This is a genomic window from Nocardia gipuzkoensis, assembly GCF_021183645.1.
Lineage (GTDB): Bacteria > Actinomycetota > Actinomycetes > Mycobacteriales > Mycobacteriaceae > Nocardia > Nocardia abscessus.
Genome location: NZ_CP089225.1, coordinates 3,086,702 through 3,108,498 on the forward strand (window position 1 = coordinate 3,086,702; position 21,797 = coordinate 3,108,498).

Consider the following 21,797-nt stretch of genomic DNA (forward strand, 5'->3'; position numbering starts at 1 on the left):
TGGTTCTGCGTGTAGACAGCACTCGCGGGGATGCCCTGCCTGGCCCCGCCTCCACTGACGCTTTCTGCCTACCGTGCGGTAGGTAGACTACCCAGGAGCTAAGCGGAGGTACAACCTCTATTCTGCGTGCGAACTTCGCTCGATGCGAAGGTGATGAGAGGATCATCGGATGGTTGTGCGTGACACACCCGGCGCTGTCGCCGCAGGTGGGGGCACTAAAAACGCGATTCGAGACGCTGCGGTGAAGCTGTTCGGAGCCAAAGGATTCGAGCAGACGAGCCTGCGCGAGGTCGCGGATGCGGTGGGAATCACAAAGGCGTCCCTCTACTATCACTACGCGTCGAAGCTCGATCTGCTATTGGCGATCATCGATCCGATCGTCGATCACATGCGTTCGGTCGTGGACGATCTCGACCAGGTGCCGCACAACGCCGAGAGCATACGTCAGGTTCTGCGGGCGTATCTGCGCGGCCTGATCCATCACCGCGACGCGGGGGCGCTGGTCGTGCGCGACACGGTGGCGATCATCAACGCCATGGCCGACCGCTATCCGGATCTGGTCAACGCCAGCCGGGCACTGCGCGAGTGGCTGGCCGGGCCGGACGCCACCGACGAGGCGCAGTTGCGCGCCTGCGCGGCGCTCGAGGTGATCGGTGTGGCGCTGGTGTCCAAGGAACTCGTGCCTGGTGCCGACGACTCGCTGGTGGAATCGTCACTGCTGGACGCCGCGACCTGCGTGCTGGCAGGCGGCGGCGCCGCGTAGATTCGAGTCATCCCATCTCGACGCCAGGAGTCACCGCTGTGCACATCACCGCGAAGGTCGATTACGCGGTGCGGACGCTGCTGGAAATCGCCAGTGCGCCGCGGCTGGACCAATCCGTGGCCGGGCTCGGCGCACCCCTCGTGCAGGTCGCGCCCGCGGTCAAAGCCGAAGCGATCGCCACCGCCCAGCGGATTCCACCCAAGGTGCTCGAGTCGGTGCTCGGCGAACTGCGCCGGGCCGAACTGGTGATCAGCAGGCGCGGTCCGGACGGCGGCTACTGGCTGGCCAGGCCCGCCGCCGAGATCTCCATCGCCGACGTGATCCGCGCGATCGAAGGCCCCCTCGCCTCGGTGCGCGGCGCGCGGCCGGAGGACGTCCACTATCCAGGCGCGGCGCAGCCGCTACAGCGGGTGTGGATCGCGCTGCGGGTCAATATTCGTGCGGTCCTGGAAAACGTCACCATCGCCGACATCGCGAGCGATCAGCTGCCCGGCTTCGTCGACGCGCTCACCGAAGACCCGGGCGCCTGGGCGCGCCGCTAGCCGCGCGCACCCCGACTGGAGAGCATTCATGCAGGTCAACAAACCGCACGACGTATCGCGGCAACAGCCGGTAGCCTGCGATTCATCATGCTGACCAGACTGCTCCGCACGCATCTCCAGCCTTACCGCGCCCAGCTGGCGGGGGTCGTTGTGCTTCAGCTGATCTCCGTCATCGCGATGCTGTATCTGCCGAGCCTGAACGCCGACCTGATCGACAACGGCGTCACCAAAGGTGACCTCGGCTACATCTGGACCACCGGGCTGTGGATGCTCGCGGTCACCGGCGTCCAGATCGTCGCCTCCGCCGCCTCGGTCTATCTCGGCGCGCAGGCGGCCATGGGCGCGGGTCGGGACCTGCGCGGCGCGTTGCTGCACCGCGTCGGCACGTTCTCCGCACGCGAAGTGGGGATGTTCGGCGCGCCCTCGTTGATCACCCGCAATACCAATGACATTCAGCAGGTTCAGCTGCTCATCGTGATGTCGGCGACCATCCTGGTGATGGCGCCGATCATGTGCGTGGGCGGGATCATCATGGCGTTGCGCGAGGATCTCGGCCTGTCCTGGCTGCTGCTGATCGCGGTGCCCGCGCTGGGGCTGTCCATGGGGGTGCTGATCTCCAGGATGGTGCCCGGCTTCCGCGACATGCAGACCAGGATCGACGAGGTGAATCGGGTGCTGCGCGAGCAGATCACCGGTATCCGCGTGGTCCGGGCTTTCGTGCGGGAACGGCAGGAGACCTGGCGGTTCGGCCTGGCCAATACCGAACTGACCGACACCGCACTGCGCGTCGGCCGGTTGATGGCGCTGATGTTCCCCACGGTCATGCTGATCAGCAATGTCACCGCGGTCGCGGTGATCTGGTTCGGCGGGCACGCGATCGACGCGGGGCACATGCAGATCGGTTCGCTCACCGCGCTGCTGTCCTACATCATGCAGATCCTGATGGCCGTGATGATGGCGTCCTTCCTGGCCATGATGGCGCCGCGCGCCGCGGTGTCCGCCGACCGGATCGGCGAGGTGCTCGACACCGAATCCTCGGTCCACCCGCCACGACTGCCACAGCCGTTCACCGACGACCCGGCCGTCGTGGACGTCCAGTTCGCCGAGTTCGCCTTCCCCGGCGCGGAGAAGCCGGTGCTGAAAGCCATCCGGTTCCAGGCGCGTCCAGGCACCACCACCGCGATAGTCGGCTCCACCGGCGCGGGCAAGACCACGCTGATCAACCTCATTCCGCGGCTGATGGACGTCACCGACGGCGCGGTATACCTCGGCGGTACGGACGTCCGCCACATCGACCTCGAGGTGCTCCGCGCGCAGATCGGCCTCGTCCCGCAGAAGGGGTACCTCTTCTCCGGCACCATCGCGAGCAACCTGCGCTACGGCAATCCGAACGCCACCGACGAGGAGCTCTGGCGTGCGCTGGAGATCGCGCAGGCGGCCGATTTCGTCCGGGAGATGCCACAGGGGCTGCAGACCCCGGTCGCCCAGGGCGGCACCACCGTGTCCGGAGGCCAGCGTCAGCGGCTGGCCATCGCGCGTGCGCTGGTGAAGAAGCCGAGGGTATACCTGTTCGACGACTCGTTCTCCGCGCTCGACGTCGCGACCGACGCCAGGCTGCGCGAGGCGCTGAAGCCGGAGACCGCCGACGCCTCGGTCCTGATCGTCGCGCAGCGCATCGCCACCATCCGGGACGCGGACCAGATCGTGGTGCTCGAAGACGGCGCGATGGCGGGTATCGGCACCCACGAGCAGCTCATGCGCGACTGCGCGGAGTACCGGGAGATCGTCGAGTCGCAGCTGAGTGCCGAGGAGGCGCGATGAACCCCGACCGCCCGGACCGAGTGCGGATGTCCCGCGGCGAGCAGGAGGCGCGATGAGACCCGGAATGCCGACTCCCGGTGCGCCGGACGCCAAGGCGAAGTCGTTCGGGCCGTCCCTGAAACGGTTGTTGCGCAGGCTCACGCCGGAGCGGTTCCATGTCGGACTGATCATCGCGCTCGTCATCGTCTCGGTGGTGCTGAACACCCTCGGCCCCTACATTCTCGGCAAGGCGACCAACCTGGTCTTCGACGGTGTGGTCGGCAAACAGCTGCCGCCCGGCGTAACCAAGGACCAGGCGGTCGAAGCCCTGCGGGCCGAAGGCGACGACACCTTCGCCGACATGCTCGGCGCCATGGACGTGGTGCCCGGAGTCGGCGTCGACTTCGGCGCCGTGGGCCGGGTGCTCGCTCTGGTGCTCGTGCTGTACATCGGCGCCGCCGTCTTCGGATGGCTGCAGGGGTACCTGCTCAACATCGTGATCAACCGCACGGTGAAACGGCTGCGCAGCGACGTCGAGGACAAGATCCATCGGCTGCCGCTGCGCTACTTCGACACCGCGCCGCGCGGTGACGTGCTCAGCCGAGTGACCAACGACGTGGACAACGTCTCGCAGAGCCTGCAGCAGACCATGAGCCAGCTGCTCATCTCGGTGTTCTCGGTGCTGGGCATCCTCGTCATGATGTTCTGGATCTCGTGGGTGCTCGCGGTGATCGCGCTGCTCACCGTGCCCGCCGCCATCGTGGTCACCGCGCAGATCGCGAAACGCTCCAAGCCGCACTTCGTCAACCAGTGGAAGTACACCGGCCTGGTCAACGCGCAGGTCGAGGAGGCCTTCACCGGGCACGAGGTGGTCACCGCTTTCGGCCGTAACCGCGAGGTCGGCAAGGAATTCGATCAGCGCAACGAGGAGCTCTACCAAGCCAGCTTCAAAGCGCAGTTCATCTCGGGCCTGATCATGCCTGCGATCATGTTCCTCGGGAACGTGAACTTCGTGCTGGTCGCGCTGGTCGGCGGCCTCAAAGTGGCCACGGGCAGCCTCTCACTCGGCGAAGTGCAGGCGTTCATCCAGTACTCCCGCCAGTTCAGTCAGCCGCTGACCCAGCTCGGCGCGATGGCCAACCTGCTGCAATCCGGTGTCGCCTCGGCCGAGCGGATCTTCGAGATCCTCGACGCCGAGGAGCAGAGCGCGGACCCGGTGATGGCCGTCGCGCGCCCGGTCGACCGCGGCCGGGTGGAATTCGAGGCCGTCTCGTTCCGCTACGAACCCGACAAGCCGGTGATCGAGCGGCTCTCCCTGGTGGCCGAACCCGGACACGTGGTCGCCATCGTCGGCCCCACCGGCGCGGGCAAGACCACCCTGGTGAACCTGCTCATGCGGTTCTACGAACTGGACGCGGGCACGATCACCGTCGACGGCGTCGACATCACCGAGATCACCCGCGACCATCTGCGCTCCCGCATCGGCATGGTCCTGCAGGACACCTGGCTGTTCCGCGGCACCATCCGGGAGAACATCGCCTACGGCAACCCGAACGCGAGCGAGAAGGAGATCCTCGCCGCGGCGCGCGCCGCCTACGTCGACCGTTTCGTGCACGCGCTGCCCGACGGCTACGACACGATCATCGACGAGGAGGGCTCCGGCGTCAGCGCGGGCGAGAAGCAGCTGATCACCATCGCGCGGGCGTTCCTCGCCCAGCCGTCCATCCTCATCCTGGACGAGGCGACCAGCTCGGTGGACACCCGCACCGAACTGCTGGTGCAGCACGCCACCGCCGCACTGCGCCGCGACCGGACCAGCTTCGTCATCGCCCACCGCCTGTCCACCATTCGCGACGCCGACTTGATCGTCGTCATGGAAGCGGGCCGGATCGTGGAACACGGCTCGCACGAACGCTTGCTCGAGGAGCGCGGGGCGTACTACCGCCTCTACAACGCCCAGTTCGCCGGGGCTGTGTAGTTTTGCCGCGCCTTCGGCGCGGCGTGTTCGCGGCCCCTTTGTGGCTCGCGTCCGAGCGACCGCCGCTGGCGACTTCGTCGCGGACGCGGCGGCCACTCGGACGCGAGCCGGGCCGCGAACGGCGGATGCTCGGTCTCGCTTCGCTCGAAACCGGGGGTTGGGGTGCGCCGGGCGCGTTTGTAGTTGAGCTCACGGCATCGGGCACGCAACCGGAGGGCTGATCCTGGTGTGGGCCGGTGAGCGGTGGCCTGGTTCGGGCCGGTTCCGTCGAACTGCGAGGATGTCGGGGTGTCCGGTCCCGAATCCTTCACCTTCACTGTCGGTGCGCGTCTGGACGGGCGGCACGGCCGGTCGGGGGTGATCACCACGCCGCACGGGTCGATCGCCACGCCCGCCTTCGTTCCGGTGGGCACCAAGGCAACGGTCAAGGCGGTGCTGCCGGAAACCATGCGCGAACTCGGCGCCCAGGCGCTGCTGGCCAACGCCTACCACCTCTACCTGCAGCCGGGCGCCGACATCGTGGACGAGGCGGGCGGGCTCGGCGCGTTCATGAACTGGCCGGGACCCACCTTCACCGACAGCGGCGGATTCCAGGTGATGTCGCTGGGCGTCGGCTTCAAGAAGGTGCTGGCGATGGAGGCGGTCGACGTCCGCAGTGACGAGGTGATCGCGCCCGGCAAAGAACGGCTGGCCACCGTGGACGACGACGGGGTCACGTTCCGCTCACACCTCGACGGCTCCACGCACCGGTTCACCCCCGAGGTGTCGATGGGCATCCAGCACCAGCTCGGCGCCGACATCATGTTCGCCTTCGACGAGCTCACCACACTGCTCAATACCCGCGCGTACCAGGAGCGATCGGTGCAGCGCACGCACGAGTGGGCGCAGCGCTGCATCGATGAGCACGAGCGGCAGACCGCCGCCCGCACGCACCGTCCGTACCAGGCGCTGTTCGCCGTCGTCCAAGGTGCGCAGTACGAGGATCTGCGCCGCAAGGCCTGTCGCGGGCTCGAATCGATTCGCGGCAGCGCGGGAACGGGGTTCGACGGTTACGGCATCGGCGGCGCGCTGGAGAAGCACAATCTGGGGGCCATCGTCGGTTGGTGCTGTGACGAGCTGCCCGAGGACAAACCGCGGCACATGCTGGGCATCAGCGAACCCGAAGACGTGTTCACCGCCATCGAGAACGGCGCCGACACCTTCGACTGCGTGAATCCGTCCCGGGTCGCCCGCAACGCGGCGATCTACTCCGACACCGGCCGGTTCAACATCAACACCAGCCGCTTCCGCCGCGACTTCACCCCGATCGATGAGAACTGCGACTGCTACACCTGTGCCAACTACACGCGCGCCTACATCCATCACCTGTTCAAAGCCAAGGAGATGCTGGCGTCCACGCTGTGCACCATCCACAACGAGCGCTTCACCGTCCGCCTGGTAGACCGCATCCGCGACAGCATCGAAGGCGGATACTTCGACGAGCACAAGGCCGAGACACTGGGCCGCTGGGGAAGCGGAAGGGTCGGCCGAGCGACAGAGGGCGCGGGCCGCAAGGACGATCAGTAGCTCGACAGCGTCCGCGATCGTCTCGGGTGACCCGCGCCCTCCGGTGTACGGTCAGCGGCTTCGTCAGGTGCGCAGCGGATCGGCTTCGATTGGCGCGTAGGTGGGTTCGCGCTTCTTCAGGAACGCGATCACCCGGTACGTGATCGGGAGCACGATCACCTCGCAGAGGGTCTTCCAGATGAAGCCGACGATCACGTAGTTGACGAACTGCTGCCAGGTGTCGATGCCGATCGCGCCGGCGGCGATCGAGCAGAAGATCAGCGTGTCGGCGAACTCCCCGACGATGGTCGACCCGATCAGCCTGGCCCACAGATACTTTTCCTTCGTCCGCTCCTTGATCAGCACCAGCGTCGCGGAATTGAGCAACTGGCCGACGAAGTATCCGGCCAGACCCGCGGCGACGAGCCGCAGCGTCGTCCCGAGGACGGTGCGGAACGCCTCCTGGTTCTCGTAGAAGCTCGCGGCGGGCAGCCGGATCGCGATGGCGAAGCACGCGACCGTCAGCAGCAGGGCGCCGAAGCCGTAGTAGATGGCGCGCCGGGTGGCGCGGAAGCCGTACACCTCGCTCAGCACGTCGCCGAGGATGTAGGCCAGCGGGAAAAGGAAGAAGGCGCCGTCGGTGGCGATCGGCAGGATTTGCAGCGGCCCCAGCGACACCGACCGATCGCCGAGGAACTCCACCCCCTTGCCTGCGCAGATGTTGGAGATGATCAAGGTCGCAGTGAACAGGGCCACGATCGGTGCGTAGTACCCCCGCGCCACCTGGGCAAATGCCGCATGGTCCGCGGGGCGCCCAGGCCCGTTGTGCTCTTGGGTGGTTTTCGACTCACTCACCCGCATCATCCAACCAGGTTGTGGAATACGCTGTACCAATGACGAATCCCGGCGATTCCGACGAGTGGTGGAAGCAGTACGGCGGCCAAGGCGTGTCGCCGGAGTCCGGTGGGCAGAGTTCGGTGCCGCAGTACCCGAGCCCTGAGCAGCAGCCGTCGGGCTACCCCTCGGCGCCGCAGTACCCGGTCCAGCCGCCCTCGCAGCCGATGACGCCGCCTCCGCAACCGCAATACCCGTCCTACCAGCAGCCCGCACAGCCGTATCCGCAGCCGAACTACGGCTACCAAAGTCCGTACCAGCCCTATGGAGTTCCGGCGCAGGGCACCAACGGCATGGCGATCGGTGCGCTGATCTCGTCCCTGGTCGGATTCGTCACCTGCGGGATCGGCTCGATCGTCGGGATCATCCTCGGGGTGGTCGCGCTGAACCAGATCAAGCAGAGCGGCCAGGAAGGGCGCGGCATGGCGCTGGCCGGCATCTGGATCGGTGTGGGCGCGATCGTGCTCGGCATCCTGTGGTTCGTCGTGGTGATCATCGCGGGGGCGACCAGCGCGTAGCGGCGGGGCCGGGAAAGCAACAGGGGCGCACCCGAATCGGGTGCGCCCCTGCGCGTTCGATGCCGCCGTGGCGGATCAGGCCTTGACGACCTGGGTGCCGCCGGCGAACTTGTCATGCCAGCCCTGCTTGTTCGGGTCCTGCGAGATGGTGATCATGATGTAGATCGCCAGGCCGAGCGACACGAGGCCGCCGACGCACGGGATGATGTTCGCCGCGACGAACAGGTTGCGCTTCAGCGAGGTGACCGGGTCGATCTTGGCGGCGCCGCCCGGGGCGAGCACCTTCAGGCCGAGGATCTTCTTGCCGAGCGTGGTGCCCTGCGAGGTCTCCATGCCGACGAAGTAGCCGAGCTGGACCAGGGTCCAGACCAGGCCGAGACCGATGGTCAGGCCCACCGAATTGTTGACCAGAAGGTACAGGATGAAGTACGGGATCATCAGGATGATCGCGTCGATCACGCGGGCGCCGATGCGGGTGCCGAGGTCGCCCGGCTGGCCGCCGTAGTTGTTGAACCCGGGCTGCTGCGGGTACTGACCGTAGGGATCCTGCCCGTACTGGGGCTGCTGGCCGCCGTACTGCGGCTGCTGCCCGTACTGCGGCTGCTGCCCGTACTGCGGCTGCTGCCCGTACTGCGGCTGCTGCCCGTACTGGTCGCCGCCCTGGGGGTACGGCTGCCCGTACGGCTGCCCGCCCTGCGGATACTGGTTGGGGTCGTACCCACCGCTTGTCATAGTTGTTTGTCCTCGTCGATTGATCAGTAGTTGGACGATGCGTACGTTACGGACATGGGCTGCTTCGCAACAACCCATGAACATCGAGTATCCACGGTTCGCGGGGTAGCCGCCGGGTGTCGAAACGCGCGAGTAGCTCGGACGACGATGTCGCGGCGCAGCCGAGCGAAGCGGCCAGTGCCGAGACTACTTCCTCCGGCGTGTTGCCGAGCGCCAAGCGTTCGCGGAGTGTTACGGCCCCATCCCGTTTCGCCAGTCGCCGCCCTTCGGCGTTGCGTACCAGCGGCACGTGGGCGTAGCGCGGCACCGGCAGGTCGAGCAGTGTCGCGAGATATGCCTGGCGCGGGGTCGACGGCAGCAGGTCGTCGCCGCGCACCACCTGGTCGACGCCCTGTGCCGCGTCGTCCACCACGACGGCGAGGTTGTAGGCGGGGATGCCGTCGCCGCGCCGCAGCACCACGTCGTCGACCGGGCCGCGGTAGCGGCCGTGCAGGTCGTCGTGCACTTCGAACTCGGCGGCCGTGGCGCGCAGTCGCAGCGCGGCCGGGCGACCCTCGGCGCGCAACCGCGCACGCGCCGTCGCGCTCAGGGTGCGGCAGGTACCGGGGTACGCGCCCATCGGCCCGTGCGGCGCCGTCGCGGCCTTCTGAATTTCCTTTCGAGTGCAATAACATTCGTAGGTGAGCCCGGCGGCCATGAGACGCTCGACGGCCGCATCGTATTGCGCCAACCGGTTGGACTGACGCAGTACGGGCCCGTCCCAGTCCACACCGATCGCGGCGAGGTCGGCCAGCTGCCGCTGCTCCGCACCGGGACGCACCCGGTCCAAATCATCGATCCGGAGCAGGAATCGGCGGCCGGTGGAGCGAGCGAACGCCCAAGCGAGCAGCGCCGTGCGGAGATTGCCCAGGTGCAGGTCCCCGGACGGGCTCGGCGCGTACCGGCCCGCGCCCGGCTCAGCCACGGGCTCGGTCGGTAGACGATGAGGTGCGCACGCCGCCATGGTAGAAGCGACGCGCTCAACCGCGCAGACGCGGCCGCAGGTCGGCCTCCGCCGGTTCGCCGCCTGCCTCCAGCGTGGCGAGCAGCGACTCGGCGTGCGCGATCAGTCCGGCGAGGTCGATATCGTAGGGCGCCTGCTGACCTTCCGGCCGGTATGCCGTCAACCGCGACACCGCGCGGGCGAGCAGTGTACGCGCCCCCTTCGGATTGCCGCGCTGTATGTGGGTCAGACCGACAGCGAACTGCGCGAGCGCCTGCCACAGCATCCGCTCGGCGAACGGTCCGTTCTTCCATGCGGCCTCTAAAACCTCATGTGCGTTGAATGCAAGTCCGTCGTCCAGCAGTTGCTGGGCGAAGGTCAAGGTTTGCTGGGGTGGAAGCTCGAGATCGTCTGGAATTCGGGCAACTCCGGTGCTGCCGAGCGGCAGCGGGCGCCCGAGGCGGTCGCGCGGACGGGCACTACGGGCGCGACCTGCGTCGTCGCGATCGCGTTCGACCATAGGTTCCATCATGCACGGCCGCCGTGCCCGCGTCGACGGAGGCTGCGGCGGGATGTGAATTGTCGTCCGATAACAGAGCAATCACATCCGTTAAAAACATTGTGGTACGCCAGTGCTGGGAATGAATGAGGAGGGCTGGCAATGCTTCCGCAACTCTCTTGCTTCGCAAACGTGTGTGGTTGCGATGATTGAATAGGCAAGAGCCGGGCAAACTTTCGAAGGACCTGCTAGTGTTACCGCGCGGGGACAGGCCCCGCGCGAGGTTAATTTCCTCTCGAACTCGATGTGCGATATCGACGCACCGAGAAAGTGCGCTCCGGCACGGGGTGCACCACGGGATTCGGCTTTCGGAGTCGGGTGCCGATGCTAGCTGGAACGATGTCAGGAGAAATCTCGCTCTCGACGCAGCAAAGGAGCTAGTGCCGTGGAGGTTGATTGGACGGGCGCTGTGTGGCGCAAGAGCACATACAGCGGTCCGGATGGGAACTGTGTGGAAGTCGCGTTTCTCGTCGACGGCAATGTCGCGGTTCGTGACACCAAGGACAGTGGACGTGGCCCGGTCTTGGCGTTCGCGCCGGGCGAGTGGGACGCATTCCTAATGGGGGTCTCAGGGGGAGAGTTCCGGCGCGGCTGAACCGCTCCGGAGTCGCCTGAACAAGGCAAAGCGGGCCCCGGGTCGTGTGGACTCGGGGCCTTCGCGGTTTCGGGACGGGTTGTGCGGGCGTCGGATCCTCAGTGGGCGGAACCGTTCCCGTGGCCGTTCGCCCGATCCTGAACCTTGCGCAGCACGGCGAGCTGCTTGCGTTCCTCTTCGTGCTCGATCTCGAAGTGCTTCGCGCTCTCGTCGCGCGGGTCGGCGCGCAGGAAGCTGCCGGTGCCGGGCTTGCCCGCCGCACCGAGCTTGCTCATCTTCTTCGGGACGGGGGCGCCCTGGTACTCCAGCGGAATCGGGTGACCGTGCGCGTCCACCGGGCCCAGCGGCTGGTGCACCTCGATGTACTCGCCGTGCGGCAGACGCTTGACCACACCGGTCTCCACTCCGTGCTCGAGCACCGCGCGATCGCTGCGCTGCAAACCGAGGCAGATGCGGTAGGCCAGGAAGTAGGCGATCGGCGGCCCGAGCAGGATGCCGATGCGGCCCACCCAGGTCGTCGCGTTCAGCGAGATGTCGAACTTGTAGGCGATGATGTCGTTGACGCACGACAGCGTCAGCACCACGTAGAAGGCGATCGCCATGGCGCCCAGCGCCGTGCGAACGGGCACGTCGCGCGGGCGTTGCAGCAGGTTGTGGTGCGCGCTGGTGTCGCCGGTGAGCCGCTTCTCGATCCATGGATAGGAGATGAGGACGGCGAACACCAAACCCATGAGCACGGCGACCCAGAACACCGCGGGCACGGTGTAGCGGCCCAGGTACAGCTCCCACGGCGGCATCAACCGGGCCATGCCGTCGGTCCACATCATGTAGAAGTCCGGCTGCGAACCCGCCGACACCTGCGACGGGTTGTACGGGCCCAGGTTCCAGATCGGGTTGATCTGGAACACGCCGCCCATGATGCCCACGATGCCGAGGGTGAAGGCGAAGAACGCGCCCTGGTCGGCGGCGAACACCGGCACGATCCGTGCGCCCACCACGTTGTTCTCCGTGCGGCCAGGGCCGGGGAACTGGGTGTGCTTCTGGTACCACACCAGCGCCACATGCGCGGCGATCAGCGCCAGGATGATGCCCGGGAACAACAGCACGTGCGCCACGTAGAGGCGCGGGATGATGATGTCGCCGGGGAAGTCGCCGTCGAAGATCAGCCAGTGCATCCAGGTGCCGATGATCGGGATGCTCATCGTGATGCCGGAGAAAGCGGCCCGCAGGCCGGTGCCCGACAGCAGGTCGTCGGGCAGCGAATACCCGAAGAAGCCCTCGAACATCGCCAGGATCAGCAGCAGCGAACCGATCACCCAGTTCGCCTCGCGCGGCTTGCGGAACGCGCCGGTGAAGAAGATCCGGAACAGGTGAACGATGATCGAGGCGGCGAACAACAACGCCGCCCAGTGATGTACCTGCCGCACGAACAGGCCGCCACGGACCTCGAAGGACAGATTGAGCGCCGTCTCGTACGCCCGTGACATGGTGACCCCGCGCAACGGCTGGTAGGAGCCGTTGTAGACGACCTCGCTCATGGATGGGTCGAAGAACAGCGTCAGGTAGACGCCCGACAGCAGCAGGATGATGAAGCTGTAGAGCGCGATCTCGCCGAGCAGGAACGACCAGTGGGTCGGGAAGACCTTGTTGATCGACCGCTTCACGAACGCCGCGGCGCTGTACCGCTCGTCCGCCTCATCGGCTTGGTTGGCGGTGATCCGAGATAGAGCTGTAGCCATGGCCGACACCCCGCCCTGGGTGAGAGTGGTATCCGTTCCTACTACAGACGGTAGCAGAGCTGACAGGCGGAATCGATGGGGTTTTCCGGGTGAATTGTGGAACAAGATCATTCACATCGTCCGGTCTCGCCCCGCCCTGCCGGATCCGAGCCGATATCGTTTTACTCGTGAGCGCGATGACACCGCAGGACGCGACGATCTATTGGCTGTCGAAACGCACGCGCAACGATCTTTTTCTGCTGTATTGCTTCGCCGATCGGGGGCGGCCGACCGAGGAACTCCGCGCCGCCATCGCCGAACGAAGCGCGCGGATCGCCGACCTTTGCGTCCGGCTGCGCGAACTGCCCGGGGACATCGACTACCCGGCTTGGACGCGGTGTGAATTCGGTGCCGGGCAATTCTTGGAACACGAACTGGTGGAGCGTAATTGGCCGCGTCTGCTGGATGCCCTCGGCGATGTGCTCGGCACCGGCGTCGATGCCGCCGTGCACCCGTGGCGACTGCACCTGTTCCGAGCCGTCACCGACGCGCCAGGACTGGAAGGAGAACCCGCACTGGTGGTGGTGCTCCAGATGTCCCACGCGCTGGCCGACGGGCGGCGGGCCTCGGCGATCGCGCGTGCGTTGTTCAGTGGGGCGGAGAATCCCGTGCTCCGAGGCGGAAGCCGAGCGGGGTCGGCGGCGTTCGGTGACATGCGGGCCGGGGCGGACGGCGGTGTCGATGCCGCAGGTGGCGAGTCGTCCGCCGGCCGAAGCGTGCCCACTGCGCGGCTGTCTGCGTTGCTTGCTGGAGGTGGTGAAGTCGGCTCGGCCGTAGCAGCTCGTGGACGGATGATCGGTGACGCAGTGTCGGCGGGAGTGTCATCCGCTGGGGTGCTGGCCGATTCGGCTCTGGGACTGTTGCGCATGCCGGTTCGACTGTCCGCCACCGCAGTGCGCGGCTATCGAGCCTTCCAGGCGCAGCAACGGCTGGCGCGGTTGACCGAGGCGGGCGAATTACCGCCGCCAGGACCGGATTTCCCGCCGAGCTTGCTGAATCGCTCGACAGCGGAAGGAGTCCGGCGGCACGAAGCGCGGATACTCGTGTTTCCGGCCGAAGACTTGCGCGTCCCCGGTCGCACCGTCACGGTCGTCGTCCTGACCGCGGTGTCGCTGGCGCTCGCCCGTTACCTGGCCGATCGTGGCGAGCCGCCGGAGCGCCTCGGTGCGCAGGTTCCCATGGCTCTGCCCGAGGGCGCCGCTGCACGCAACAACTACCGCAACCTCGGCGTCGATCTGTTCGTCGACGAACCGGACCTGCGCCTGCGCGCCGACAAGATCGCCGTGGCGCTGGCCGACCGCCGCGTGCGGGCGGGGCACCCACTGCTGTCGGCGCAGGACCGGGTCACCGCGACCGTCCCGGCCCCCATGCTGCGCCGGGACGTGGACCGCTATCCCCTCGACGCCGTGCCCGACTCGATCGCGGGCCACACCGTCGTCTCCAGCGTCGATCGCGGCGCAGCCGACCTTTCCTTCGGTGGCGGCGACGTGCGCTTCACCGCCGGTTTCCCGGCCCTCGGCTCCGTCATGCATCTCACCCACGGGGTGCACGGTCTCGGCGACACCGTCACCGTCTCCCTGCACGCCGACCCCGAGGTCGTACCGGACCTCGATGCCTACGCCACATACCTGCGTGCCGCGCTGCTCGAAGCGCACCTCACCCAGCGGGACCCCGCTCCGGCGGCGCCGCCGGCGTGATGCTCGCCTGCCCCGCTGGTCAAGAACGGGCGAGGGCGGGCTGGGCCGTGGACTGGTGAACTTCGGCGGAGATCTTGATCTCCAGCTCCAGCCGGGTGGCGTTGATGACCGACCGTTCTTCCTCGACGGTGTTCTCGATCGCCCGCGACCACAGCGCCTGGATCTCCGCGATCTCCTCGGCGGTGGCCTCACCGTCGAGTTCGATCCTGCGGCGCTGCAAGCTGATGTTCAGCGCCGCGGCGAGCGTACGCATCAGGTCCTCGCAGCGATTGGGGATCTTGCGGTGCGCCACGACGCGCAGGCTGCTGATGAAGCCCCGGGAGCCGGTGATGATCTGCCGCACCTCCGCGTCGAGCTGATCCAGTTCCTCGGCCTCCCAGCGATCGCAGCGCAGCAATTGCTGGCGGACGTCGCTCGAGACGGCCAGCACCGAGGAGACCGCGGTCAGCACCGATTCCCGCCGCCATTTGTCGTGCTCGCGCCGCTCGGCCGCCGCGTTGGCCGACTCCACGGTGCGCTGCGCCGCGTCCAAGGTGACCCGGTTCCGCTCGTCCGCGGCGGTGAGCGCCGCACGGTTGGTGCGGTTGTTGACCAGCACGCCGACCAATGCCGCAATGGCAACGATGAGGGAACCGAAGAGCGGAAGCCACTGAGTCACGGGGACGATCATTCCATCGGAAACGGAAGTCGCACAGCCTAGATCGGGCGAACCGGGAAGGACCTACGCGGACGAGACCGCGCGCCCGGCCGCGGTCGTCGGTGCGGCGGTGACGAGTTACGCGCCGCTGGATCTTCGGCTTGCCCTACACGGCGAGGCGTCGCCCACGGGTGAAGTAGGCGAATAGTCGACGTGCCCAGTCGGTGGGGCCGGGATTGCGCAGCTCGGCCGACAGGCAGCACGGCGGTGCCGTATCCGACAGAAAAGGCCAGGTCGGACGCGATCAAGCGTCCGACCTGGCCTTTCGTGGCGGAGGATAGGGGATTTGAACCCCTGAGGGCGTTAACCCAACCCGCGTTCCAGGCGAGCGCCATAGGCCACTAGGCGAATCCTCCGTGGAGCAGCATACCGGTAGCCCCCGGCCAGTCGCCAAATAGGTGGGGTCGAAGGGGTGAAGTGCCTGGTCGAGGCGGGTTGTGGACCCGGAGGATGGGATTGCGGGCGGAAGGCGCTACACTGGCCGACGGATCCCGCGCGGCGCGCATCCTGTGAACTCCCCCAGGGCCGGAAGGCAGCAAGGGTCAACGGGCTCTGCCGGGTGCGCGGGGTCCCCTTTATTCGGAGGGCCCGCGCGGGCGGATGCGCGGCTGCCTCGCCTTTCGCTCGACCGGTGCGGGCTGTGGGCGGACCGGGCCCGAGCGGACTACCCTCGGTCGGCGGATAACGCCCCCAATTCCGGGCACTGCACGGGTAACGTGAACATCGTCCGCGGATGCACGTGCGTCTGCACGGACAAGTTCGGCCGCCGCCGCACATCGGTCCGGCCAGACCCATTCGTCCCTTCGCTGCTTGAAAGGCTGCCCAGGATGCCCCGGCAAACGCAGATCGGTTTGATGAGCCAAGAGGAACTCGTGTCCGAGCACGAGACCCAGACCGCGAACTACGCGAAGCTCCAGACCGAGAAGCTCACGCTGGACCTGACCCGCGGAAAACCTTCCCCGGAGCAACTCGACCTGTCCGCCGCGCTGCTGCAACTGCCCGGCGAGGGCGATTTCCGCGACGGCACCGGCACCGACTGCCGTAACTACGGTGGCCTGCACGGTCTCCCGGAACTGCGCGCGATCTTCGGTGAGTTGCTCGGCATCCCGGTGGACAATCTGCTCGCGGGCAACAACGCCAGCCTCGAGCTGATGCACGACGTGATCACCTACGCGATGCTCTACGGCACCAACGATTCCGAGCGTCGCTGGGCCGCCGAGGACACGCTGAAGTTCCTGTGTCCGGCCCCCGGTTACGACCGGCACTTCGCGATCACCGAGGCACTCGGCTTCGAGATGATCCCGATCCCGATGCGCCACGACGGCCCGGACACCCACGCCATCGCCGAGTTGCTGGCGAACGACCCGCAGATCAAGGGCCTGTGGGCAGTGCCGAACTACTCCAACCCGACCGGCGTCGTCTTCTCCGAAGACGTTGTCCGCGAACTCGTCTCGATGCCGGCCGCCGCGCCGGACTTCCGGCTGTTCTGGGACAACGCCTACGCGGTGCACCCGCTCACCGACACCGCGGCCCCGGTGATCGACGTGCTCGGCCTCGCCGCCGCGGCCGGAAACCCGAACCGCCCCTTGGTGTTCGCCTCCACCTCGAAGATCACCTTCGCGGGCGCGGGCGTGAGCTTCATCGGTGGTTCCACCGCGAACCTGGAGTGGTACCTCAGCCACGCGTCGAAGAAGAGCATCGGCCCGGACAAGATCAATCAGCTGCGCCATCTGCGCTTCTTCCGGGACGCCGACGGCGTGCGCGCGCACATGCAGAAGCACCGCGCCATCCTGGAGCCGAAGTTCGCCTTGGTGCTGAAGATCCTCGAGGACCGCCTCGGCGCGTCCAAGGTGGCGTCCTGGACCGAGCCCAAGGGCGGCTACTTCATCAGTCTGGACGTGCTGGAGGGCACCGCGGCGCGGGTGATCGCGCTCGCGAAGGAAGCGGGCATCGCCCTCACCGCGGCCGGTTCGGCCTTCCCGTACCGGAACGACCCGGAGGACAAGAACATCCGGATCGCGCCGAGCTTCCCGAAGTTGCCCGAGCTGGAGAAGGCGATGGACGGGCTGGCCACCTGCGTACTGCTCGCGGCCACCGAGAAACTGCTCGGCAAGTAGCGGCAGATCGAGACAACCGACCAGCGGCGCCCGGCACGGATCTCGTGCCGGGCGTTGCCGACTTCGTGCTGGGCCGAGGCGGCCGCGCGGTTGTGCCGGATGGGTTCCGCTCGGAGATTCGAGCTGGGCCGATCGCAGGTGCGATAGTCGCCTACCCGGTCTCCAGCAATTCCTTGAGTCGCGCCAAGTCGGCCCGGTTCGCCCGCCGGATCGCCGCCTCCAGCATGGGTGCGGCGAGTTTCTCGAATCCGCTCGGCTCGCCCCGATTGCGCAGTGTCATGCGGGTGCCGCCCTCGGGGGTGTCCACCCAGGTGTAGGTCGTCTCCATCGGAAACGGCCCCTGTGCGGTACGCATCACCAAACGGGAGCCGGGCACGTAGTCGACGACCTCATAGGTGTAGGCCAGCCTGCGGCCGAGGAAGTGAGCGACGAACGCCGCCCGCGAGCCGACGCGCAGCGGCGGCTCCGTCTCCCAGGTGACGCCGCGGATGCGCGAGTACCAGGCGGGCGCGTGCGCCGGATCGGCCGCGTACGCCGCGACCAGCTCGCGTGAGCGGTCGATCACCACCTCGGTCAGGACGTCGACGGCCATCGGCCCGGGTCAGTGCGGTTTGTGCGCGAGGACGGCGAACATGGTCACCGAGAGGTGGATGTCGCCGTTGGCCGCGCCCGCCTCGAGGTCGGCGAGCAGTCGCTCGCGCTGTGCCTCGGTGATCGAACCGCGCGCGACCGCCATCGCCGAGACCCTGGTGACCAGCGAGCCCACACCGACGCTGCGGTCCTGCACCAAGGCTTGCGAGCCGATGTCGTCGACCACCAGGCCTGCCTTGGTGAGCAGACCGGGGAGGCGACGGCCCGACAGCGGGTTGGTGGTGGCCGACACCAGGGTGTCGATCACCTCGCGGACGACTCCCCGGTCACCCGGGTGCATGATCGCGGTGCCCCAATCGCTGTCCACCACGACGACGCGGCCACCCGGACGGAGCACGCGCGCGATCTCGTTGGCCGCGCGGGCAGGGGCGGTGAGGTGCTGGAAGACGCGCTCGCACAGGACGGCGTCGAAGCTTTCCGCGCCGAACGGCACGCCATAGGCGTCGCCGGAATGGAATTTGGCCGTGGAGCCCGCCTGCTCGGCGCGGCGCTCGGCGGAGGCGAGCAGATGCGGGTCCGGCTCGACGCCGACCGCGCTGCCGGTCGGGCCCACCGCCTCGGCGAAGGTGATGACCTCGGTCCCGGTGCCGGAGCCGATGTCGACGGCATGCTCGCCGGGCCGCAGCCCGAGCGCTTCGTGCGCCCAGGCGCGCAAGCGGCGGATGCCGGGCAGCGCGGCCTGTAGGTCACGCACGTCGACGAGCTGGTCCTGGCCTGCTCTGTCGAACCGATCGGGGCGCAATGCGTAGGTGTTCATGGGCCCGTGTCCATCCCTGGCCGTCGTAGTCGGTGTCGCCGTCATCGGAGGCATGGCCTGGAGCCTACGCGGCAGGTCATCTACCCGCGCGTAGGGGATGTGAGGTGGGTCACTATCGTAGAGTAATCCAGTACGGCCTGAATACCTGGAGAGGCGCGACAGTGACTCGCACGCTATGCCTGGCGCAAGACGCCGAGGCCGACAAGCTACTGACCGAGGACCATTTCGCCACGCTGCTCGGCATGCTACTGGACCAGCAGTACCCGATGGAGCACGCCTTCCGCGGCCCGAAGAAGATCGCCGACCGGATGGGCGGCTTCGACATCCGGCGCATCGCCGAGGCCGACCCGCAGGAGTTCGAGGAGCTCGCCGCGACACCGCCCGCGATCCACCGCTACGGCCGGTCCATGGCCCGGCGCGCCCAGGAACTGGCTCGCTACGTCATCGAGCACTACGACGGCAGGGCCGAGAACATCTGGACGGCGGGCGACCCGGACGGCAAGGAAGTGCTGCGCCGCCTGAAGGAACTTCCCGGCTACGGCGAGCAGAAGGCGAAGATCTTCTTGGCCCTGCTGGGCAAGCAGCGCGGCGTGCGGCCGGAGGGCTGGCGCGCGGCGGCGGGCGCGTACGGCGACGAGGGCTCGCGCCGGTCGGTTGCCGACGTGACGGACACCGAATCCCTCGCGCAGGTAAGGGAATTCAAGAAGCAGGCGAAAGCGGCGGCCAAAGCGAAGTAGCACGGTCGTAATTCGCGGGTTGCCTATTTGAAATCGTCTTGCGTTTTTTCCTCGTTCTCGGGGAGTCGGTACCGGATGCTTTTGCCTGGAACGGCTCCACCTGAGATGAGGGATTGCAGGACATGAGGATGAGGAAGCTCGCCGTGGTGGCGGCGCTGGTGACCATCGCGACCGGAGTGGCCGCGGGTACGTCCGGCGCCGCGCCCGCGGAGGAAAACGCCGAAAGCGCAATCAATTTCACCGCGTATGCAACGGATAGTCAGTCGATCATCGAAACCGACGCGGGTTCGCTGGTTGTCGAAGACGAGGTGTTCAAGGTCAAGGCGTCCAACGGTACCGTGCTCGCGGCCCAGCCGCTGCGGTTTCAGCTGGAGGATTTCGAATTCCCGATCGCCGCACAGATTTCCGGCCGCAGCGCCACGCTGACGCCGCTGTTCGACCGGGAGCACGCGGTCTACAAGCCGGTCGCCCTGCCGTACGAGGACAAGGCGCCGTGGAAGACCGAGTACGACCGTGAGGTCGCCGCCTGGACCCGCCTGACCAGCACCATCGCTGCCGGTGCGACGGTCGGCACGCTCGTCGGCGGCCTGGCGGGCGGCGCCATCGGTTGCGTGCTCGGCGGCATCGCGGGTGCGACCGTGGCCTCCGCCGCGATCGTCGGCCTGTTCGGCGCGTTCATCCCGGCCGCGGCCATCGGCTGCCTCGGCGGCATCATCGCGGTCGGCGCGCTGGGCACCCTCGCGGGCCAGGTGCTGGTGACCGCTCCGGTGGCGGTCGCCGCCGCGATCCAGTACTTCACGACGATCAACCAGCCGTTCAACGCGCCGAAGTAATCCTTCCGCGCGAAAAGACCCCGCCCCGCAAGCCTCTTCGAGCGAGCGGGGTCTTTTTCGCGTGCTCACGACCTGGGGAAACAATGTGCGGGTGCACACAACGGCGCGTCGGGGGTTGGTGCGTCGCGGAAATCGGTGTTAATTTTAATGACATGTCTGCTGGCCGGCCGAACCTCCTGCGCGTCACTTACGTGACCGCCGCGCTGGGTCTGCGGCTGCCATTGACGCGCGAACTGTGTCGCCTCTCTTGCTGCAGCTGAGCTCGTTTTCCTGCTCATTTGCTGCCTCGCCGCTCATGTAGGCATGTCCCGTTGGATTACGGGACTTCAGCAAGGATCTGCACAATGTCCCTTCCCGCCCTCGAACGATCCGGCTCCAGGGTTGCGGCCGCTCGTGCCCGCGTTCAGCGCCCGGTCGTCGCTCCCGAACTGCGCATCGCCGACAACCCGGCGGCCGCGGTGTTGCGCTCCGCTACCGGCGGTCCGGTTTCCCGCGACAACGCCGCGCGCACAACCGGTTTGAGTATCGCCACGGTCAATCGCCAGGTCTCCGCGTTGCTGGCGGCCGGCCTGCTGCGGGAGCGCCCCGACCTGACGGCCTCGGGCGCGGTCGGACGCCCCCGCGTCCCCTTCGAAATCGATCACGAGGCCTACCTGACCATCGGCATCCACGTCGGCGCCGTGGTCACCAAGATCGTCGCCGCGGATCTGCGCGGCCGCATCCTCGGCGGCCTGGCCATCGCCACTCCACAGACCGGTCAGGAATTCGCGACCACCACCGTCGCCCGCAGCGCGAAAGCGTTCCTGCAGCGCTGGCACCGGCGCAAGGCGCTGTGGGCCGGCGTCGCGATCGGTGGCCGGGTCGATCCGCTCACCGGCGTGGTCGACCACCCGAAGCTGGAATGGCGTGGCGCGCAAGTTGGTTCGGTCCTCGGCGAGGTGCTGGAGCTGCCGGTCTCGGTGGCACCGCACGTCGAGGCGATGGCCGGGTCGGAGCTGCTGCTGCCCACCGGCGAGCCGAAGGACCAGGCCCGCGTCGAGCGGGGCAGCAGCCTGTACTTCTATGTGCGTGAGACCGCCGGTGTCGCAGTCACTTTGGACGGTCGCGTGCACACCCCGAGCAACGGCCCCGGATCGATCGCGCATCTGCCGACGGGCTCGGACGTCGAATGCACCTGCGGACGGCGTGGCTGCTTGGAGGTGACCGTCGGCGATCGGTCGCTGCACTCCAGGGCCGTGGGCCGCGGCATCATCCCGGCGCACAACGGAACCGCGGGCTCGACCATCGCCGACCTGTACCGGGCCGCGGAGGCCGGTTCGGAATCCGCGCGCGAGCTGCTCGCCGAACGGGCCACCATCCTCGGCCACACCGTGGCGATGGTGCGCGACATGCTCAACCCCGATCGGGTGATCCTCGGCGGCCAGGCCTTCACCGGCTACCGCCCCGCGGTCGCGCATGTGGCGCGGGCGTTCAACCAGGGGTCCACATTGCCGCCCACCGACATCCGGATCAGCGGATTCGGCGGCAAGGTCCAGGAATACGCCGCTGTGGTGACCTCGCTGAGCGTCCTCTACGCCGACCCGCACGCGGCGGTCCGGCGCACCGCTTCGAACGACTGAGCA

The 21,797-nt window shown here is 67.5% G+C and carries 20 protein-coding genes, 1 tRNA gene and 1 other RNA gene; 13 read left to right on the forward strand and 9 right to left on the reverse strand.

The features are described 5' to 3' along the window. The first annotated feature begins 169 nt into the window (after positions 1–169). The 5 genes from LTT66_RS13980 (at position 170) to tgt (ending at position 6,649) form a co-directional block, all read left to right on the forward strand. A complete protein-coding gene (locus LTT66_RS13980) occupies positions 170–763 on the forward strand; it encodes a TetR/AcrR family transcriptional regulator (protein ID WP_233067476.1) in 594 nt (197 codons plus the stop codon). A gap of 38 nt (positions 764–801) precedes the next feature. Next, the gene (locus tag LTT66_RS13985) at positions 802–1,305 is read left to right on the forward strand and encodes an RrF2 family transcriptional regulator (protein WP_195100513.1); all 504 of its coding nucleotides are present in this window, start codon (positions 802–804) and stop codon (positions 1,303–1,305) included. Positions 1,306–1,392: 87 nt separating this feature from the next. Continuing rightward, positions 1,393–3,126, forward strand: coding sequence for an ABC transporter ATP-binding protein (locus LTT66_RS13990; RefSeq protein WP_181721057.1), 1,734 nt, complete (start codon positions 1,393–1,395; stop codon positions 3,124–3,126). A 52-nt stretch (positions 3,127–3,178) separates the two neighbouring features. Beyond that, positions 3,179–5,083 (forward strand): ABC transporter ATP-binding protein, encoded by a 1,905-nt coding sequence (locus LTT66_RS13995; RefSeq protein ID WP_233067478.1) that lies wholly within the window; start codon positions 3,179–3,181, stop codon positions 5,081–5,083. Between the two features lie 288 nt (positions 5,084–5,371). Next, a complete protein-coding gene (gene tgt, locus LTT66_RS14000; protein WP_233067480.1) occupies positions 5,372–6,649 on the forward strand; it encodes a tRNA guanosine(34) transglycosylase Tgt in 1,278 nt (425 codons plus the stop codon). Positions 6,650–6,712: 63 nt separating this feature from the next. Here the strand turns inward: tgt and LTT66_RS14005 are convergent, their stop codons facing one another. Next, complete coding sequence (locus LTT66_RS14005) at positions 6,713–7,492, reverse strand: queuosine precursor transporter (protein ID WP_233067482.1); 780 nt, start codon at positions 7,490–7,492, stop codon at positions 6,713–6,715. A 29-nt stretch (positions 7,493–7,521) separates the two neighbouring features. Between LTT66_RS14005 and LTT66_RS14010 the strand changes: the two genes are divergently transcribed. Next, the gene (locus LTT66_RS14010) at positions 7,522–8,040 is read left to right on the forward strand and encodes a DUF4190 domain-containing protein (protein WP_043685328.1); all 519 of its coding nucleotides are present in this window, start codon (positions 7,522–7,524) and stop codon (positions 8,038–8,040) included. Between the two features lie 75 nt (positions 8,041–8,115). Here LTT66_RS14010 and LTT66_RS14015 read toward each other — a convergent pair whose 3' ends face one another. From LTT66_RS14015 to LTT66_RS14025, 3 genes are read right to left on the reverse strand one after another with little or no spacing between them, the layout of a single operon-like run. Further along, positions 8,116–8,772, reverse strand: coding sequence for an RDD family protein (locus LTT66_RS14015; protein ID WP_043685252.1), 657 nt, complete (start codon positions 8,770–8,772; stop codon positions 8,116–8,118). A 46-nt stretch (positions 8,773–8,818) separates the two neighbouring features. Next, the gene (gluQRS, locus tag LTT66_RS14020) at positions 8,819–9,775 is read right to left on the reverse strand and encodes a tRNA glutamyl-Q(34) synthetase GluQRS (RefSeq protein ID WP_408638794.1); all 957 of its coding nucleotides are present in this window, start codon (positions 9,773–9,775) and stop codon (positions 8,819–8,821) included. Positions 9,776–9,791: 16 nt separating this feature from the next. Then, positions 9,792–10,274, reverse strand: a complete 483-nt coding sequence (locus tag LTT66_RS14025; protein ID WP_233067486.1) for a DUF309 domain-containing protein — start codon at positions 10,272–10,274, stop codon at positions 9,792–9,794. Between the two features lie 490 nt (positions 10,275–10,764). On the opposite strand from LTT66_RS14025, the gene LTT66_RS14030 reads away from it, so the two are divergent. Continuing rightward, the gene (locus LTT66_RS14030; RefSeq protein WP_408638848.1) at positions 10,765–10,908 is read left to right on the forward strand and encodes a DUF397 domain-containing protein; all 144 of its coding nucleotides are present in this window, start codon (positions 10,765–10,767) and stop codon (positions 10,906–10,908) included. 98 nt (positions 10,909–11,006) lie between these two features. Here the strand turns inward: LTT66_RS14030 and qcrB are convergent, their stop codons facing one another. Further along, positions 11,007–12,647 carry a cytochrome bc1 complex cytochrome b subunit gene (qcrB, locus tag LTT66_RS14035; protein ID WP_195066930.1) on the reverse strand — a complete coding sequence of 547 codons (1,641 nt, stop codon included), beginning with the start codon at positions 12,645–12,647 and terminating at the stop codon, positions 11,007–11,009. A gap of 167 nt (positions 12,648–12,814) precedes the next feature. On the opposite strand from qcrB, the gene LTT66_RS14040 reads away from it, so the two are divergent. Continuing rightward, on the forward strand, positions 12,815–14,383 hold the full coding sequence (locus tag LTT66_RS14040) for a WS/DGAT/MGAT family O-acyltransferase (protein ID WP_233067489.1): 1,569 nt from the start codon (positions 12,815–12,817) through the stop codon (positions 14,381–14,383). 19 nt (positions 14,384–14,402) lie between these two features. Here LTT66_RS14040 and LTT66_RS14045 read toward each other — a convergent pair whose 3' ends face one another. Continuing rightward, positions 14,403–15,041: a hypothetical protein gene (locus tag LTT66_RS14045; protein ID WP_233067491.1), complete on the reverse strand. Its 639-nt coding sequence runs from the start codon at positions 15,039–15,041 to the stop codon at positions 14,403–14,405. 307 nt (positions 15,042–15,348) lie between these two features. After that, a tRNA-Ser gene (locus LTT66_RS14050) sits at positions 15,349–15,436 on the reverse strand. A 127-nt stretch (positions 15,437–15,563) separates the two neighbouring features. Between LTT66_RS14050 and ffs the strand changes: the two genes are divergently transcribed. Further along, positions 15,564–15,658, forward strand: an RNA gene (gene ffs, locus LTT66_RS14055) — signal recognition particle sRNA small type. 249 nt (positions 15,659–15,907) lie between these two features. Further along, positions 15,908–17,197, forward strand: coding sequence for an aminotransferase class I/II-fold pyridoxal phosphate-dependent enzyme (locus LTT66_RS14060; RefSeq protein ID WP_233067494.1), 1,290 nt, complete (start codon positions 15,908–15,910; stop codon positions 17,195–17,197). A gap of 151 nt (positions 17,198–17,348) precedes the next feature. On the opposite strand, the gene LTT66_RS14065 is transcribed toward LTT66_RS14060, so the two are convergent. Together LTT66_RS14065 and LTT66_RS14070 are read right to left on the reverse strand one after the other, a co-directional pair. Further along, the gene (locus tag LTT66_RS14065) at positions 17,349–17,789 is read right to left on the reverse strand and encodes an SRPBCC family protein (RefSeq protein WP_233067496.1); all 441 of its coding nucleotides are present in this window, start codon (positions 17,787–17,789) and stop codon (positions 17,349–17,351) included. 9 nt (positions 17,790–17,798) lie between these two features. Then, positions 17,799–18,605, reverse strand: coding sequence for a methyltransferase domain-containing protein (locus LTT66_RS14070; protein ID WP_233067498.1), 807 nt, complete (start codon positions 18,603–18,605; stop codon positions 17,799–17,801). A gap of 161 nt (positions 18,606–18,766) precedes the next feature. On the opposite strand from LTT66_RS14070, the gene LTT66_RS14075 reads away from it, so the two are divergent. The 3 genes from LTT66_RS14075 (at position 18,767) to LTT66_RS14085 (ending at position 21,794) form a co-directional block, all read left to right on the forward strand. Then, positions 18,767–19,342, forward strand: a complete 576-nt coding sequence (locus tag LTT66_RS14075; protein ID WP_233067500.1) for an HhH-GPD-type base excision DNA repair protein — start codon at positions 18,767–18,769, stop codon at positions 19,340–19,342. 122 nt (positions 19,343–19,464) lie between these two features. Then, the gene (locus LTT66_RS14080) at positions 19,465–20,175 is read left to right on the forward strand and encodes a hypothetical protein (protein ID WP_233067502.1); all 711 of its coding nucleotides are present in this window, start codon (positions 19,465–19,467) and stop codon (positions 20,173–20,175) included. A gap of 344 nt (positions 20,176–20,519) precedes the next feature. Further along, positions 20,520–21,794 (forward strand): ROK family transcriptional regulator, encoded by a 1,275-nt coding sequence (locus LTT66_RS14085; RefSeq protein ID WP_233067504.1) that lies wholly within the window; start codon positions 20,520–20,522, stop codon positions 21,792–21,794. The last annotated feature ends 3 nt before the right edge of the window (positions 21,795–21,797 follow it).

What these genes read in the sequence shown, in the direction of transcription:
- LTT66_RS13990 (WP_181721057.1), top strand. Translation starts at nt 1,393, where the DNA reads ATGCTGACCAGACTGCTCCGCACGCATCTCCAGCCTTACCGCGCCCAG.
- LTT66_RS14080 (WP_233067502.1), top strand. Translation starts at nt 19,465, where the DNA reads ATGAGGATGAGGAAGCTCGCCGTGGTGGCGGCGCTGGTGACCATCGCG.
- LTT66_RS14015 (WP_043685252.1), bottom strand. Translation starts at nt 8,772, where the DNA reads ATGACAAGCGGTGGGTACGACCCCAACCAGTATCCGCAGGGCGGGCAG.
- LTT66_RS14060 (WP_233067494.1), top strand. Translation starts at nt 15,908, where the DNA reads ATGCCCCGGCAAACGCAGATCGGTTTGATGAGCCAAGAGGAACTCGTG.
- LTT66_RS14010 (WP_043685328.1), top strand. Translation starts at nt 7,522, where the DNA reads ATGACGAATCCCGGCGATTCCGACGAGTGGTGGAAGCAGTACGGCGGC.
- LTT66_RS14070 (WP_233067498.1), bottom strand. Translation starts at nt 18,605, where the DNA reads ATGAACACCTACGCATTGCGCCCCGATCGGTTCGACAGAGCAGGCCAG.
- qcrB (WP_195066930.1), bottom strand. Translation starts at nt 12,647, where the DNA reads ATGGCTACAGCTCTATCTCGGATCACCGCCAACCAAGCCGATGAGGCG.
- LTT66_RS14025 (WP_233067486.1), bottom strand. Translation starts at nt 10,274, where the DNA reads ATGGTCGAACGCGATCGCGACGACGCAGGTCGCGCCCGTAGTGCCCGT.
- LTT66_RS14085 (WP_233067504.1), top strand. Translation starts at nt 20,520, where the DNA reads ATGTCCCTTCCCGCCCTCGAACGATCCGGCTCCAGGGTTGCGGCCGCT.
- LTT66_RS14065 (WP_233067496.1), bottom strand. Translation starts at nt 17,789, where the DNA reads ATGGCCGTCGACGTCCTGACCGAGGTGGTGATCGACCGCTCACGCGAG.
- gluQRS (WP_408638794.1), bottom strand. Translation starts at nt 9,775, where the DNA reads ATGGCGGCGTGCGCACCTCATCGTCTACCGACCGAGCCCGTGGCTGAG.
- LTT66_RS13995 (WP_233067478.1), top strand. Translation starts at nt 3,179, where the DNA reads ATGAGACCCGGAATGCCGACTCCCGGTGCGCCGGACGCCAAGGCGAAG.
- LTT66_RS13980 (WP_233067476.1), top strand. Translation starts at nt 170, where the DNA reads ATGGTTGTGCGTGACACACCCGGCGCTGTCGCCGCAGGTGGGGGCACT.
- LTT66_RS14005 (WP_233067482.1), bottom strand. Translation starts at nt 7,492, where the DNA reads ATGATGCGGGTGAGTGAGTCGAAAACCACCCAAGAGCACAACGGGCCT.